At 46.3% G+C, this 15,515-nt stretch carries 13 protein-coding genes; 11 read left to right on the forward strand and 2 right to left on the reverse strand.

Features of this window, described 5'->3' with window-relative positions; genetic code table 11:
* Positions 1–131: 131 nt before the first annotated feature.
* Positions 132–2,117, reverse strand: a complete 1,986-nt coding sequence (locus tag MARGE09_RS04530) for a cytochrome P460 family protein (protein ID WP_236986165.1) — start codon at positions 2,115–2,117, stop codon at positions 132–134.
* Positions 2,118–2,682: 565 nt separating this feature from the next.
* Here MARGE09_RS04530 and MARGE09_RS04535 point away from each other — a divergent pair.
* From MARGE09_RS04535 to MARGE09_RS04580, 10 genes are all read left to right on the forward strand, one after another.
* Positions 2,683–4,023, forward strand: coding sequence for a Na(+)-translocating NADH-quinone reductase subunit A (locus MARGE09_RS04535; RefSeq protein ID WP_236986166.1), 1,341 nt, complete (start codon positions 2,683–2,685; stop codon positions 4,021–4,023).
* A gap of 3 nt (positions 4,024–4,026) precedes the next feature.
* Complete coding sequence (locus tag MARGE09_RS04540) at positions 4,027–5,226, forward strand: NADH:ubiquinone reductase (Na(+)-transporting) subunit B (RefSeq protein WP_236986167.1); 1,200 nt, start codon at positions 4,027–4,029, stop codon at positions 5,224–5,226.
* On the forward strand, positions 5,219–5,992 hold the full coding sequence (locus MARGE09_RS04545; RefSeq protein WP_236986168.1) for a Na(+)-translocating NADH-quinone reductase subunit C: 774 nt from the start codon (positions 5,219–5,221) through the stop codon (positions 5,990–5,992). The genes MARGE09_RS04540 and MARGE09_RS04545 overlap by 8 nt, the downstream gene beginning before the upstream one ends.
* 2 nt (positions 5,993–5,994) lie before the next feature.
* Positions 5,995–6,657, forward strand: coding sequence for an NADH:ubiquinone reductase (Na(+)-transporting) subunit D (locus tag MARGE09_RS04550; RefSeq protein ID WP_236986169.1), 663 nt, complete (start codon positions 5,995–5,997; stop codon positions 6,655–6,657).
* A complete protein-coding gene (gene nqrE / locus MARGE09_RS04555; RefSeq protein ID WP_236986170.1) occupies positions 6,657–7,265 on the forward strand; it encodes an NADH:ubiquinone reductase (Na(+)-transporting) subunit E in 609 nt (202 codons plus the stop codon). The genes MARGE09_RS04550 and nqrE overlap by 1 nt, the downstream gene beginning before the upstream one ends.
* 19 nt (positions 7,266–7,284) lie before the next feature.
* A complete protein-coding gene (gene nqrF, locus MARGE09_RS04560) occupies positions 7,285–8,508 on the forward strand; it encodes an NADH:ubiquinone reductase (Na(+)-transporting) subunit F (RefSeq protein ID WP_236986171.1) in 1,224 nt (407 codons plus the stop codon).
* A 63-nt stretch (positions 8,509–8,571) separates the two neighbouring features.
* On the forward strand, positions 8,572–9,615 hold the full coding sequence (locus tag MARGE09_RS04565) for an FAD:protein FMN transferase (RefSeq protein WP_236986172.1): 1,044 nt from the start codon (positions 8,572–8,574) through the stop codon (positions 9,613–9,615).
* Between the two features lie 22 nt (positions 9,616–9,637).
* Complete coding sequence (nqrM, locus tag MARGE09_RS04570; protein ID WP_236986173.1) at positions 9,638–9,871, forward strand: (Na+)-NQR maturation NqrM; 234 nt, start codon at positions 9,638–9,640, stop codon at positions 9,869–9,871.
* Between the two features lie 86 nt (positions 9,872–9,957).
* A complete protein-coding gene (sthA, locus tag MARGE09_RS04575; protein WP_236986174.1) occupies positions 9,958–11,355 on the forward strand; it encodes a Si-specific NAD(P)(+) transhydrogenase in 1,398 nt (465 codons plus the stop codon).
* 237 nt (positions 11,356–11,592) lie between these two features.
* Entirely contained in the window at positions 11,593–12,075 is a 483-nt protein-coding gene (locus tag MARGE09_RS04580) for a TlpA family protein disulfide reductase (RefSeq protein WP_236986175.1), read from the forward strand.
* A 62-nt stretch (positions 12,076–12,137) separates the two neighbouring features.
* Here MARGE09_RS04580 and galE read toward each other — a convergent pair whose 3' ends face one another.
* Entirely contained in the window at positions 12,138–13,160 is a 1,023-nt protein-coding gene (galE, locus tag MARGE09_RS04585) for a UDP-glucose 4-epimerase GalE (protein ID WP_236986176.1), read from the reverse strand.
* 377 nt (positions 13,161–13,537) lie between these two features.
* On the opposite strand from galE, the gene MARGE09_RS04590 reads away from it, so the two are divergent.
* Positions 13,538–15,460, forward strand: coding sequence for a PrkA family serine protein kinase (locus MARGE09_RS04590; RefSeq protein ID WP_236986177.1), 1,923 nt, complete (start codon positions 13,538–13,540; stop codon positions 15,458–15,460).
* Positions 15,461–15,515: the final 55 nt, after the last annotated feature.

Raw genomic sequence — 15,515 nt, forward strand, 5'->3', positions numbered from 1 at the left:
TCTAAAAGCTGCGGTTGAATCACGAAAATTTATGTACGTAGTCGCTATGTGTTTCGCACCGCACGACTATTTAAGGGGGCATAAAAACCAGCGCAAGCGCTGGTTTTTATGCGGTAAGTTTGTGGCGGTATTTACATTGCCATAGCACTTATTGGCATGGGGACAGGGTCATCATCGTGATAGAACACATAGTCTTTGCCCATAAAACTAGCGTCTACATCATCGCCCATTAATCCGGCTTTGCCGTGGCAGACATTACAAATTCCACCGCCTACATCAGCGCCGCGTGTGGTAATTGCACTACCGTCGTTTGCCAGTAAAAACCACTCCCAGTTACCGTTGGCGCTATTAAAGTCGCCGCCGCGTTTTACCATGCCGTATAGCTGAGTGACTTGATCGTCGACAGTAAGCTCTTTAAGAATGGTGGTCCCTATTGGATAGCCGTCGGCTTCGAAGTAAGGGCTTGCGGTTGCTTGTTTTTTGTAGGTTTTTCGTACGCTGTTGACATCGTGCGCGCCGCCATTGGCAGGATTGTTTCCGGTATTGGTGCCAATCTGTGTCCAGTTTTTATAATCGTCAAAATCGGCAATGGTGGCGACATATTCGCTGGGCTTGTTGAAAGTGTAATCTGTGCCAAAATCCTCGACGCCTTTACTGTGGCAAGCGTTGCAATTGCCGTTCATTAGGGTGGCCGAGCGTGCAGCAATATCGCCAGTAGGGCTTAACATTAACCACTCCCAGCCATTGTGATCGGGGTTGTATTCGCCGCCGCGTTTTACCATAGCTAAAACGCCGCCCATTTCTGCAAACACTTTGTCGCCATTGTTGGTGGTGAATGTTTCTTTAATAATAACGGTGCCCATAGGGTATTCGTCGCCACTTAACATGCCCGCTTTTTCATTTTGAAAAACAGCGCGTGCAAATTCTGAGTTGCTGCCTTGGTGCGCGCCACCAATAAAGGGGTTGCTTACGCCGAGTGCATAGTCGGTGAGTGTCCAGTTGGTGTAGCCCATAAAGGAGGCTTTATTGGCAACGTACTGCCCGGTGGTATCGGTATTAAACGGAGCATGTTGGTGTTTAAAGACGTAGTCTGCGCCTAAATCGTCAGTGGCTAGGCCGTGGCAACTGTTACAGGCACCACCGAGCAGATCGGCGCCGCGCACGGGCATGTTTTGATCGTCCATTAATATGCTGTAGTCGTTGGGGTCCAACATAAACCACTCCCAGCCGCCGTTATCGGGGTTAAAGTCGCCACCGCGTTTAACCATGGCAACCACTTGCTCGATGTTGTTATCGACCGAGACATCTTTCACCAGCACAGTGCCGATTGGGTAGCCCATGTCGCCGGCATCTGTAGGGTTGGCTAATAATTGCTTTTGGAATATGCGCCGCAATGGTGGTGTATCGCTGTTTAGGTGGGCGCCGCCGAGTTTGGCATGTGGCTCTGCGGTGAATTCGATCATGTCCCAGCTTTGGTAATTGGCAAAGAGGGCATCGGTAGCAATATATTCTGTGGGTTTAGGAAATGAATAGTCCATGCCGCCTTGTTGCTCGGCCACACTATGGCAAGCGTTGCAGGCGCCATTCATTAGGTCGCTGCCTTGTGCAACAACCGAGGATAGATCGCCTGCGAGCATAAACCACTCCCAGCCACCGTGGTCGCTATTAAAATCGCCGCCGCGTTTTACCATGCCCAATAAGCCACCGTCTGCTGCAAGGCTTTTTTCCCAACCGTTACTCGTCATGGTGTAGGTGAATGTTTCTTTAACAATAATAGAGCCTTGAGCAAACTCACCGCTGCTGTTAGCGGCTGTGGTGTTCATAAAGGTTTTGCGGGTGTAATTGTCGTCATCGCCTTGGTGCGCACCTTTAAGGCCTAGGTTGCTATTGCCAATGGCGTAGTCAGCAACCGCCCAAGTTGGGTAGTCAATAAAATCGCTGATGCTGGCTTCAAAGCCATTGTCGATCATCGCTGTGCTAGAAGATGTGGTTGCGCTGGATGAGGTTTGCGGTGTTTCCTTGTCGCTAGAACTACAGGCCGAAAGTATTGCGGTTAAAGCGAATAGACTGCCAGCAAAGTAGGCCGGCCTGAGTGGACGACTATAAAAGTTGTTCATATATGACTCCCGTGGTTGTTGGAATTTACCGGCGCTATATTGATTGGACGTTTGTTTTGGCGCTTGGCGGTGGGAGTGTGTCAGTTAACGTGGTAGGCAATCCTCACAAAAGTGTCACGAAATAGTGAAGTTTGTGTCACGTTGACTACCTTTGTAGTGTGGTCTTAGTTATTGAGCTTTAAACGGTGAGCTGGTGATGGGTAGGGCTGTGGCACGGAAAATTGCTTGTCGGTGTGCGCTTTAACCTATGCAGCGGCAAGATTGGAGGCGGAAACTCGTGATCAACGCTGGAGTTTATGGCGTCTGATCTCTATAATTAGCGCGATTTTTTGGAGCTAAGGCCGGCTCACATTGAGACAGTCACTGATTAATAGTGCTGCAAAAGTCCCGTAAGACGGGCAATTCAAAGCATTTAGCGCAATTTGGTTTTAGCTCGCGGGTTAAGGCCTAACTGCGCTCGTGCTGTTAATTTGGCCAATATTTTCGGTTTTTGGCGCTTGGTGGGCGACTTAAACCAACACGTTTTATCCATTTTTAACTTTAACTTTAACTTAGGCAAAGACGTATGAGAAAAATCCGTCAAGGGCTGGACTTGCCAATTGCTGGCAAGCCCCAGCAGTCCATTGAGGATGGTCCTAAAGTACGCTCTGTTGCAGTTATTGGGTTTGATTACCACGGTATGAAACCCACTATGGCTGTGCAGGTCGGCGACAAGGTCAAACTCGGACAAGAGCTTTTTTCCGATAAAAAGACGCCTGGTGTTATATACACGTCACCAGCTTCTGGAACCGTTGCTGCAATTAATCGTGGCGAACGTCGTGTTTTTCAATCCATTGTGATTGATGTTGAAGGCGACGACGCTGAGATTTTTGCCCACTACAGTGCCGATCAACTGCCTTCACTTAAACGTGAAAAAGTGGTTGAGACTTTGGTTGCTTCAGGTTTGTGGACCGCATTGCGCACGCGCCCCTTTAGTAAGGTGCCTGCAATAGATTCGGCACCATCGTCTGTTTTTGTTACCGCGATGGATACCAACCCATTGGCGGCTGATCCTGCGGTTATTATTGCTGAAAAACCAGAAGCCTTTACCCAAGGCTTGGAAGTGCTGAGTAAGCTAACCGAAGGCAAGGTATTTGTTTGCCATGCAGACGGCGCCAATATTCCTAAAGGTAATGCTAGCAATTTGCAGTACGAAACTTTTTCTGGTGTTCACCCTGCCGGTAATGCCGGTACGCACATTCACTACCTTGACCCTGTCAGTGCCAATAAAACGGTATGGACTATTGGCTACCAAGATGTGATTGCAGTAGGTGAGTTGTTCACAACCGGTAAACTTAATGTAGAGCGCGTTGTGGCCGTTGCGGGCCCGCAAGTGGACAAGCCTTGCCTTGTGCGCACCCGCCTAGGCGCTAACTTAGAAGAGCTTACCGCTGGCCGCTTAAAAGCTGGTGAAAACCGTCTTGTGAGTGGTTCTGTATTTGGTGGTCGAACAGCTAAAAGCGTATTGAGCTTTTTAGGGCGCTACCACAACCAAGTGAGCGTGCTGCTTGAAGGCCGTGAACGCGAAATGATCCATTACTTGCGTCCTGGTGTAGATAAGTTCTCTGTACTGAATATTTATGTGTCCAAACTGACCAACAAACTCTTTAACTTTACTACCAGCACCAACGGTAGTGAGCGTGCCATGGTTCCCGTAGGCGCGTACGAGAAGGTTATGCCGTTGGATATTCTGCCCACACAATTGTTGCGCGCCGTTATTGTTGGCGATACCGAAGTTGCGCAAAAGTTGGGTGCTTTAGAGTTGGACGAAGAAGATTTGGCATTGTGTACTTTTGTTTGCCCTGGCAAATACGAGTATGGCCCATTGCTTCGCAACAACTTAACCCGCATTGAAGTGGAGGGCTAACCCATGAGTTTGCGTAAAATTTTAGATGATATGGAGCCGCACTTTCACAAAGGCGGTAAATGGGAAAGCTGGTATGCCTTGTACGAAGCGGTAGATACCGTTTTTTATAAGCCTAGCGATACTACCAAAACAACTTCACACGTACGCGATGGCATTGACCTTAAGCGCATGATGATTACTGTTTGGTTGTGTGCCTTCCCGGCAATGTTTTTTGGTATGTACAACACCGGTTTCCAAGCCAACACTATCCTTGCAGATATGGGTATGGGCGGTGTTGAAGGCTGGCGCGGCGCGATTGCTGCTATGTTAACGGCGCACGATGCCGGCAGCATTTGGGACAACATGATCTTGGGTGCACTGTACTTTTTACCGGTTTATTTAACGGTATTTGTCGTGGGTGGATTCTGGGAAGTGCTATTTGCCATGAAGCGCGGCCACGAGGTTAACGAAGGTTTCTTTGTTACTTCTATCCTTTTTGCCTTAATTCTTCCGCCAAGTATCCCTTTGTGGCAAGCCGCATTAGGTATTAGCTTTGGTGTTGTTATTGGTAAAGAAGTCTTTGGTGGTACAGGTAAAAACTTCTTAAACCCTGCATTAACAGGCCGTGCATTCTTGTTCTTTGCTTACCCTGGTGCAATGAGCGGTGATGCCGTTTGGACTGCGGTTGACGGCTACACCGGCGCTACTGCGCTTTCTATTGCTTCTTCGCAAGGCGTTGATGTACTTAGCCAGCAGATCTCTTGGTTTGATGCGTTCTTAGGCAATATGCAAGGCTCTATGGGTGAAACATCAACATTGGCCATCTTTATTGGTGGTGCCGTATTGTTGGCTACCGGTATTGCATCGTTGCGTATTGTGTTGGGTGTGTTTATCGGTATGACGGTAACGTCTTTACTGCTTAACGCGATTGGCTCAGAAACTAATGCCATGTTTGCTTTGCCGTTCTACTGGCACTTGGTGATTGGTGGTTTTGCCTTCGGTATGATCTTTATGGCAACCGACCCTGTTTCGGCTTCTATGACCAATAAAGGCAAGTGGGTTTACGGTGCCTTGATTGGTTTTATGGTTGTTCTTATTCGTGTGGTTAACCCCGCATTCCCAGAAGGCATGATGTTAGCGATTCTGTTTGCTAACTTATTTGCCCCTCTTATTGACCACTTTGTGGTTGAGTCAAATATCAAGCGGAGGTTAGCACGTGGCTAGTAAAGATAGCATTGCAAAAACGCTTACCGTGGCCACGCTTTTGTGTGTGGTCTGTTCGGTAATTGTATCGACAGCAGCGGTTATGCTTAAACCCGCTCAAATCGCTAACAAAGAGCTCGACTTCAAACGCAACATTTTATCGGCGGCAGGTTTATTAGACCCAGCCCGCACGGTAGAAGAGCAGTTTGAAAATGTTGTTGTGAAAATGGTCGATTTAGAAACTGGCAAGTTTACGACTGAGATTTCGCCTAAAGGCTACGACCAAACTAAAGCGGCTAAAGACCCAAAAATGTCAGAAGTGCTGCCTAAGGCTGCTGATACCGCAAAGGTTGGCCGTGTTGAAAACTACGCTAAAGTTTATATCGCCAAAACCGATGATGGCAAAAAAGTCGTGGTATTACCGGTTCGTGGCTATGGCTTGTGGGGCACGCTTTATGGCTTCTTGGCTGTAGAGGGCGATATGAATACCGTCGTTGGTTTAGGCTTTTACGATCACAAAGAAACTCCAGGGCTAGGTGGCGAAGTGGATAACCCACGCTGGAAGGCCTTATGGGATGGCAAAAAGCTATTTAACTCAGATGGCTCGGTGGCTATTGCTGTTATCAAGGGGGCGGTTGACCCATCAATGAAAGGCTCTGAGCATAAAGTTGATGGCCTTTCTGGTGCGACCTTGACGACAAAGGGTGTTCATAACCTTATCCAATTTTGGTTGGGCGAAGACGGTTATGGTCCATTTATCGCTAACATGAAAAAAGGTAAGGCTTAGTTATGAAAGCTAAAGAATTACTGTTTAAACCCGTATTAGACGACAACCCCATTGGTTTACAGATCCTTGGGATTTGTTCTGCTTTGGCGGTGACAAGCAGCTTGAATGTAACATTGGTAATGTGTATTGCATTGACCACGGTAACGGCATTCTCTAACTTTTTCGTCTCGTTGGTGCGCAACCATGCGCCGGGCAATATTCGTATTATTGTGCAAATGACGATCATTGCATCGTTGGTAATTGTTGTAGACCAAGTGCTTAAAGCCGTTGCATACGATTTGAGTAAGCAACTTTCTGTATTTGTTGGTCTTATTATTACTAACTGTATCGTAATGGGCCGCGCAGAAGCTTTTGCGATGAAAAACCCACCACTACCGAGCTTTTTGGATGGTATTGGTAACGGCTTAGGTTATAGCTTCTTCTTGATTATTCTTGGTGTTGTGCGCGAGCTATTTGGCTCGGGCAAGTTGTTAGGCTTTGAAATACTGCCCCTTGTGACTGAAGGTGGTTGGTATGTTTCTAACGGCTTATTACTATTGCCACCGAGTGCTTTCTTCTTGATTGGTTTGATTATTTGGGGCATTCGCGCCTTTAAACCTGCGCAAGTGGAGCACGACGAATTCAAGATTGCACACAACAGCACTAAGACGGCGGAGGTTCTGTAATGGAAGAGCTACTGAGTTTATTTATCCGCTCGATCTTTATCGAGAACATGGCCTTAGCCTTTTTCTTGGGCATGTGTACCTTTTTGGCAATCTCCAAAAAGGTTGATGCCGCAATGGGTTTGGGTATTGCGGTTATCGTAGTACTTACTATTACGGTACCTGTGAACAATGTTATTTATAACTACTTATTAGCGGACGGTGCGCTGGCTTGGGCCGGTTATCCTGAAGTTGATTTGAGCTTCCTTGGTTTGATTTCTTACATTGGCGTTATTGCGGCAATTGTTCAAATTATGGAAATGGTTCTCGATAAATATTTCCCACCTTTGTATAACGCGCTGGGTGTGTTCTTGCCGCTTATCACAGTGAACTGTGCCATTTTAGGTGCGGCTTTATTTATGGTGGAGCGCGACTACAACCTTGTAGAAAGTACCGTATTTGGTGCTGGCTCTGGTGTGGGTTGGGCATTGGCGATTACTGCATTGGCCGGTATTCGTGAAAAAATGAAATACAGTGACGTACCCGATGGCCTTAAGGGCTTAGGTATTACCTTTATCACTGTGGGTTTGATGTCTTTGGGCTTTATGTCGTTCGGCGGCATCGACCTATAACAGCGAGGGTAGCAATAAAATGAATATTGAAATTATTTTAGGCGTGGTGATGTTTACACTCATCGTGCTTGTGTTAGTCGGCATTATTTTGTCGGCTCGCGCTAAGCTCGTAGAGAGTGGTGACGTAACCATTTTAGTCAATGGCGAAAAAGAAATTGTAACGGCCGCTGGCGGTAAGTTATTGCAAACACTAGCGGGTGCTGGGCTATTCTTGCCTTCGGCCTGTGGTGGTGGCGGTAGTTGTGCGCAGTGTAAGTGTATTGTTGAGTCTGGCGGTGGCGAAATGCTACCGACAGAGGCTTCTCACTTTACTAAACGCGAAGCCAAAGACGGTTGGCGTTTGAGCTGTCAGGTACCTGTTAAAGAAAACATGCACATAGAAGTGGAAGACGATGTGTTTGGTGTTAAGCAATGGGAATGTACTGTTGAATCTAACCCGAACATGGCGACCTTCATTAAAGAGTTAACGTTGAAACTACCTGAAGGTGAAAACGTAGACTTCCGTGCCGGCGGTTATGTGCAGTTAGAAGCACCCGCGCACCATGTTTACTTTAAAGACTTTGACATTGAAGAGCAGTACCGCGGCGATTGGGAACACTTTAAATTCTTCGATCTAGAATCTAAAGTGACCGAACCTGTTATTCGTGCTTATTCAATGGCGAACTACCCAGAAGAGAAAGGCGTTGTTAAATTCAATATCCGTATTGCAACACCGCCACCGCGCACCACAGGCTTGCCGCCTGGGCAAATGTCTTCTTACGTATTTAGCTTAAAGCCAGGCGATAAAATTACAGTATACGGCCCCTTTGGTGAGTTCTTCGCGAAAGACACCGACGCCGAAATGGTATTCATCGGTGGTGGTGCTGGTATGGCACCAATGCGTTCGCACATTTTTGATCAACTTCGTCGCCTTAAGTCTAAGCGTAAAATTTCATTTTGGTATGGCGCACGTTCATTACGTGAATTGTTCTACCAAGATGAATACGATCAACTAGCTGAAGAAAACGAAAACTTTGAGTGGCATGTTGCCATGAGTGACCCACAACCCGAAGATAACTGGGAAGGCCTCACTGGCTTTATCCATAATGTATTGTTCGAGCAATACCTTAAGGATCACCCAGCGCCAGAAGATTGTGAGTTCTACATGTGTGGTCCGCCAATCATGAACCAGTCTGTTATTACTATGCTTAAAGATCTGGGCGTAGAAGACGAAAATATTATGCTGGATGACTTCGGCGGCTAAATTGTGTGTCCCTTGGCCCATCAAAATAGTGATGCGCTAAGGGAGTGCACTAGCGAATGTTTTATGAATATTTTTTCTGACATTATATTAAAAGCGAGAGCGGCGTGGCTGCTCTCGCTTTTTTGTTTTTTATTGGCTGCTTGTGAGCAAAAGCCAAAGTGCGAAGCGATTGCCTATTCGGGCAATACAATGGGCACTATTTACAATATTAAATTGGTTGTTAAGCCCGAACAGCGAACAGCGGCTAAAAATACTCAAGCGGCTATAGATGCGCTGTTATTAGATTTTAACCAGAGCCTTTCTACGTATATTAAAGACTCTGAAATTATGACTATTAATGCCGCGCCCATTAATCAATGGATAGACGTGTCGCCGCGTTTTCTTGGTGTATTAACACTAAGCCAGGAGGTCAGTGCTTTAAGTGGTGGCGCTTTTGATGCCACCGTTGCACCGCTTGTGAATCTTTGGGGCTTTGGCGCTGATTGGCGGCAAGATGATCCGCCAACCGAGCAGCAAATTACATCAGCGAAGAAAAATGTAGATTTCAGTGCAATAGAGATAGACGCTGAAAATTTTAGAATTAAAAAACAAAAAAACATCGCGCTTGATTTTTCGGCGGTTGCTAAAGGTTATGGTGTTGATGAGCTGGCTACTTATCTATGGCAGCAAGGCTTTCATCACTTTATGGTCGAAATTGGCGGTGAATTGCGTTTGCATGGCCATAATGCCGAAGGCATGCCTTGGCGTATCGGTGTAGAGTCGCCGCAGACTGGTGGCGAAATTCGCCCAATTGCCGTATCTGAGGTTGGGGTGGCAACATCAGGGGATTACCGAAATTACTTTGAGCGAGATGGCGTTCGGTTTTCCCATACGATTGACCCAGCAACCGGTAAGCCCATTACGCATAGTTTAGCGTCGGTGACGGTTGTGGCCGGCAGTGCTGCAAAAGCCGATGCACTGGCAACAGCTTTTAGTGTAATGGGGGGGGATAAAACCATGGCACTAGCCGCCAAAGAAGGCATCGCTGTTTATTTAATTGAGCGTGCGCAGGAGGGCTTTAGTGTGCGTCATAGCCCTGCATTTGCGCCTTATTTATTAGAGCTATAGCTCCTACCTTGAGGTATTCATTATGATCACGTTTGTTTTAGCTTTTTTGTTTATTGCAATTATGATCGCTGCAATGGCCGTTGGCGTTATTGTGAAAGGTAAGCCTATTAAAGGGTCGTGCGGTGGTATGGCGGCTTTAAATATGGATACCGCATGCGATATTTGCGGTGGTGACACCAAAAAATGTGATGAAGAACAGGAACGTCTAGCCGAAGAAAAAAATGCGCTAGCGTACGATGCGACCCATAAAAAATAACCTAATTAAGCGCAAGCTTGCTATCAATATAAACGGCCCACTAAGAGGCGGTTAACCCCATATTTATCGGAGTGAAAAGAAAACGAATGGCTGATTATGATTACGATCTGTTAGTGATTGGTGCTGGCCCAGCAGGCGAAGCCGCGGCAATGGCGGCCACCAAATCGGAAATGACCGTTGGTGTTATTGATGCGCAAAGTGACTTAGGTGGAAATTGCACGCACAAAGGGACTATTCCATCTAAAGCATTAAGGCACGTTGTTAAGCAGGTAATTAACTACCGCAAGCAGCCCGAAATGCTGCATTTAAACTCGTTTAATACTATTACTTATCCCGCAGTTTTGCAGGCGGCTAAGTCTATTATTCCTCGTAAAGTAGCCATGCATAAAGCCTATTTTATGCGTAACCGCATCCATGTGCATTCGGGCTTAGCGCACTTTACTTCGGCTAATTCTGTGGCTGTGGAATATCAAGATAGCCCAACCGATAACATTACGGCAAAGCATATTTTAATTGCGACAGGCTCAAGACCTTATCGCCCAAGCAATATCGATTTTAATCACCCGCGTATTTACGATAGCGATACTATTTTAAGAATGGCACACACGCCGCGAACATTGGTAATTTATGGTGCAGGTGTTATCGGTTGTGAATATGCGTCTATCTTTTCTGGCCTTGGCATTAAAGTAGACCTTATTAATAATCGCGATAGTTTGTTGTCGTTCTTGGATACTGAAATTACCGATGCGTTGAGCTATCACTTGCGCAATAAAGGGGTTTTGGTTCGTCACGGTGAGCAATTTGATAGTGTGGATGCTACCGCAGAAATGGTCACGGTACACTTGAAGTCAGGCAAACGCATTAAAGCTGACGCCCTTTTATGGTGTAACGGTCGCTCGGGTAATACCGAAGATTTGCAGTTAGGTAATGCAGGCCTTGAAGCCAATAGCCGCGGTCAGGTTGAAGTGGATGATGAATACCGCACTGTACAGCCAAGCATTTATGCTGCTGGTGATGTAGTTGGCTGGCCGAGCTTGGCGAGCGCTTCTTATGATCAGGGGCGAGCGGTGGTCGATTCAATTACTAACCAGCAGGTACGCAAAGTTACAGACGCCCCAACGGGAATTTATACGTTGCCAGAAATTAGTTCGGTGGGTAAAACCGAGGCCGAGCTTACAGCGGCTAAGGTGCCCTACGAAGTTGGGCGAGCATTCTTTAAAGATACGGCGCGCGCGCAAATAAGTGGCGATGAAGTCGGCATGCTTAAAATCTTATTTCACTTGGATACGCAGGAAATTTTGGGTATCCATTGTTTTGGTGCCGAAGCGGCCGAAATTGTTCACATTGGTCAGGCCATTATGAATCAAACCGGTGAAGCGAATAATATTAATTACTTCACTAATACCACCTTTAACTACCCAACAATGGCAGAAGCTTACCGGGTAGCGGCGCTTAATGGGCTTAACCGGCTGAAGCGTCAATAGTTCTTTATGTTTGTTACCTAAAGGGTCCGTAAGGGCCCTTTTTTGTGTTTGTCGAATGGCGATGTGACAGTCTTCATGAGAATAATCGGTGTTTGGTCACAAATTTTTTGGTGTTATTGAGTGATTTTTCTAATTCAGTTGTCGTACAGGCTGAATAAAGCACACTGCTTTCATGACTTATTCGCGGGGTAGGGTTGCGAATGTTGTCTCATTAATACAAATGACAAGGTAATGATTATGAAATATTTGGCAGCATTATTATTGGTGGTATCGAGTTCGGCCTTTAGTTTGGAGAAGGGCGGTTCTATGCCTGAGTTTGCGCTAACAAACGTAGATGGTTCTGCAACAACTTCTTCGGCAGAGGTCTCTAGAAGCAAGCTAACGTATGTTGATTTTTGGGCGACGTGGTGCGGGCCTTGTAAGCAGTCGTTTCCGTTTATGAACGCTTTGGTCGAAAAGTACGGTGCTAAAGGTTTGACGGTAACGGCGATTAGCCTTGATGAAGACACCAGCGAAGTCGCCCCGTTTTTAAAATCAGTGCCAGCTAACTTTGGTGTATTTTATGGCGATGCGGATGACATTGGTGAAAAGGTGCAGCCACCTGGCATGCCGTCTTCGGCGCTTATTGATGAAAATGGCAAAATTGTGGCTTTGCATACCGGCTATAACGACAAAATAGCCGCACAGGTGGAGGCTGAAATTGAAGCGCTATTAAAGTAATGCTTCCTTGCTGTAAAAAACGGCCGCAATAGCGGCCCTTTTTTATGGTGCTACGCGATGGACTAGTCGCGATAACCGTTAGGGTTGTTCGATTGCCAGCGCCAAGTGTCTTTTACCATTCGCTCAATATCATATTGCGCAACCCAGCCCAATTCGGCTTTGGCAAAAGAGGGGTCGGCGTAACAAGCGGCAATATCGCCAGTACGGCGCGGCACTATTTCAAGTGGGATTTCTTTGCCGCAAGCCTTTTCAAAAGCTTTAACGACCTCAAGAACGCTATAACCATGGCCAGTCCCAAGGTTCCAAACATAGCTGCCGGCAGCTTTGTTCGTGAGTTTTTGTAGTGCAGCAACATGGCCGCGGGCGAGGTCGACCACGTGAATGTAATCGCGTACGCCAGTGCCGTCGGTTGTGTTGTAGTCGTCACCGAATACGCGCAGTTGCGGTAGTTTGCCCACTGCAACCTGGGCAACAAACGGTAGCAGGTTGTTGGGAATGCCTTTTGGGTCTTCACCAATGGTACCGCTTTCGTGGGCGCCAATTGGGTTGAAGTAACGTAATAACCCAACCTTCAATGCGTTTTTAGGTGACTTACAGGCGTCCTGCAGAATCTCCTCTACCATTAGCTTGCTTCGCCCGTAGGGGTTGGTGGCACCTGTAGGGAAGTCCTCTTTGATGGGGACCGTGTGCGGGTCGCCGTAAACGGTAGCTGAAGAGCTGAATAGCAAATGCTTTGCGCCAAATTCGTTCATAACTTCGGCAACGGCGACAGAGCCCTCCACGTTAACGTGGTAATAGCGCAGTGGAATCTCGTTAGACTCCCCCACGGCCTTTAGGCCGGCAAAATGAATCACGCCCTCAATGTTACCTTCCTGCTCAAAAATGGCGCGTAGTGCGTTGCGGTCGGTGACATCACTTTGGTAAAACGGAATCTTTTGCTGTGTGATTTTTTCTACGCGAGAAAGGGATTCGGCGCTGCTGTTGCATAAGTTGTCTACAACACAGACCTCAAACCCTGCGGCGATTAGCTCTATTAGGGTGTGGCTGCCAATGTAGCCAGCGCCGCCGGTTACTAATATCTTCATGGGTTATCCAATGGTCAAAAACATTATTATGGCATAGCTTTAAGGTTAACAATAACTAGGGATGCATTGCGAATTGATGGCTTGCTTCTTGTATGTCCGATTGGGTGGCGTCGTGCCATGCCAGCGTTTTGACGGTATTTTGAAGTCGCGTATTGAATACGGCTATTGGCGACAAAGAATCTAAAATTATCTAGGTGTCGTAGAGTTTTTTGGTCTACTTTTAGAGTAGTTGAGTACGATTAGTAATATCAGATTGTCATTTTTTGTATCTTGTAAGGTAAGTATCAATCAGAACTATGTGGCCGTATCGGTTGTCCGATGTATAGAGTGGTAAGAATAACCGCAGTACGGGTTTGCCAGAGAGTGAGGAGCCAGCTATGTCTATCTTTAATCATTATCAGCAGCGTTATGAAAAGACTCAGGAAGAAGAACTGAGTATTCAAGAATACCTCGATTTATGTAAAAAGGACCCTTCGGTGTATGCCAGTGCTGCTGAGCGAATGCTGCTTGCAATCGGCGAGCCCGAGCTTGTGGATACGGCTCGCGAGCCACGCTTAAGCCGTATGTTCTCAAATAAAATTATTAAACGTTATGAAGCTTTTGAAGAATTTTATGGCATGGAGGAGGCCATCGAGCAGATTGTTTCCTTCTTCAAGCATGCCGCACAAGGCTTGGAAGAGAAAAAGCAAATTCTTTATTTGCTTGGGCCTGTTGGCGGTGGTAAATCCTCGTTAGCCGAAAAACTTAAAAGCTTAATGGAAAAGCAGCCTATTTACTGCATTAAAGGCTCGCCAGTTTTTGAATCGCCCTTGGGGCTTTTTAACCCTGATGAAGATGCGGCTATTCTTGAAGAAGATTACGGAATTCATCGGCGCTACCTTAAAACCATTATGTCGCCTTGGGCTGTTAAGCGGCTGCACGAATTTGGTGGCGACATTAGCCAATTTAAGGTCGTGAAAGTTTACCCCTCTATATTGGACCAAACAGCAATTTCTAAGACAGAGCCTGGCGACGAAAACAATCAAGATATTTCTTCGTTAGTGGGTAAGGTCGATATTCGAAAGCTGGAAGAATTCCCCCAAAACGATCCTGATGCCTATAGTTTTTCTGGCGGCTTGTGCCGCTCCAATCAAGGCTTGATGGAATTTGTCGAGATGTTTAAAGCGCCGATTAAGGTGCTGCACCCATTATTAACGGCTACCCAAGAAGGTAACTTTAATAGTACCGAAGGCTTGGGTGCCATACCCTTTGAGGGGGTTGTGCTTGCGCACTCGAATGAGTCTGAATGGCAAACATTTAAAAACAATAAAAATAACGAAGCGTTTATCGATCGTGTTTATATTGTTAAGGTGCCTTACTGTCTTCGTGTATCAGAAGAAATTCATATCTATGAAAAACTGCTCGAAACCAGTTCTCTGGCGCATTCCCCCTGTGCGCCAGATACGCTGAAAATGTTGGCGCAGTTTACCGTGTTGTCGCGCTTAAAAGAGCCAGAAAACTCCAATACCTTCTCGAAAATGCGGGTTTATGATGGGCAGAATTTAAAAGATACCGACCCTAAAGCAAAGTCTTTACAGGAATATAAAGACATGGCTGGTGTTGACGAAGGCATGGATGGCCTATCTACGCGCTTTGCATTCAAAATACTGTCTAAGGTTTTCAATTTCGACCCAACCGAAGTTGCCGCAAACCCAGTGCATTTGTTATACGTGCTTGAGCAGCGTATAGAGCAAGAGCAATTTGCCGAAGAAGTCGCAGCGCGTTATTTACGCTTTATTAAAGAATACTTGGCGCCAAGGTACGTAGAGTTTATTGGCAAAGAAATACAAACAGCTTACTTGGAATCCTATGCCGAGTACGGTCAGAATATCTTTGACCGCTATGTGACCTATGCCGATTTTTGGATTCAAGATCAAGAGTTTAGAGACCCCGAAACCGGTGAGATTCTCAACCGTGTAGCGTTAAACGAAGAACTGGAAAAAATAGAAAAGCCTGCCGGAATTAGCAATCCTAAAGATTTTCGTAATGAAATTGTTAATTTTGTCTTGCGCGCTAGGGCTAATAATAATGGCAAAAACCCTGCGTGGAATAGCTACGAGAAACTGCGAACAGTCATCGAGAAGAAAATGTTCTCCAATACTGAAGACTTGTTGCCGGTGATTTCGTTTAGTGCAAAATCGAGCAAAGAGGACAAGAAAAAGCATCAAGATTTTGTGGATCGCATGGTTGAGCGAGGTTACACGGAAAAACAAGTTCGCTTATTGTCTGAATGGTACCTGCGCGTGCGTAAATCGCAGTAGTTGTTATTACTGCTTAATTACGTTACTGGGGCCTTTGGGCCCCTGCAGGAGAGCT

The sequence above is a fragment of the Marinagarivorans cellulosilyticus genome (genome assembly GCF_021655555.1).
In the GTDB taxonomy this organism is placed as follows: domain Bacteria; phylum Pseudomonadota; class Gammaproteobacteria; order Pseudomonadales; family Cellvibrionaceae; genus Marinagarivorans; species Marinagarivorans cellulosilyticus.

Coding starts and splice junctions, on each gene's coding strand:
- galE (WP_236986176.1), bottom strand. CDS start 13,160: ATGAAGATATTAGTAACCGGCGGCGCTGGCTACATTGGCAGCCACACC.
- MARGE09_RS04590 (WP_236986177.1), top strand. CDS start 13,538: ATGTCTATCTTTAATCATTATCAGCAGCGTTATGAAAAGACTCAGGAA.
- nqrM (WP_236986173.1), top strand. CDS start 9,638: ATGATCACGTTTGTTTTAGCTTTTTTGTTTATTGCAATTATGATCGCT.
- MARGE09_RS04540 (WP_236986167.1), top strand. CDS start 4,027: ATGAGTTTGCGTAAAATTTTAGATGATATGGAGCCGCACTTTCACAAA.
- MARGE09_RS04550 (WP_236986169.1), top strand. CDS start 5,995: ATGAAAGCTAAAGAATTACTGTTTAAACCCGTATTAGACGACAACCCC.
- sthA (WP_236986174.1), top strand. CDS start 9,958: ATGGCTGATTATGATTACGATCTGTTAGTGATTGGTGCTGGCCCAGCA.
- MARGE09_RS04530 (WP_236986165.1), bottom strand. CDS start 2,117: ATGAACAACTTTTATAGTCGTCCACTCAGGCCGGCCTACTTTGCTGGC.
- MARGE09_RS04580 (WP_236986175.1), top strand. CDS start 11,593: ATGAAATATTTGGCAGCATTATTATTGGTGGTATCGAGTTCGGCCTTT.
- MARGE09_RS04535 (WP_236986166.1), top strand. CDS start 2,683: ATGAGAAAAATCCGTCAAGGGCTGGACTTGCCAATTGCTGGCAAGCCC.
- nqrE (WP_236986170.1), top strand. CDS start 6,657: ATGGAAGAGCTACTGAGTTTATTTATCCGCTCGATCTTTATCGAGAAC.
- MARGE09_RS04565 (WP_236986172.1), top strand. CDS start 8,572: ATGAATATTTTTTCTGACATTATATTAAAAGCGAGAGCGGCGTGGCTG.
- nqrF (WP_236986171.1), top strand. CDS start 7,285: ATGAATATTGAAATTATTTTAGGCGTGGTGATGTTTACACTCATCGTG.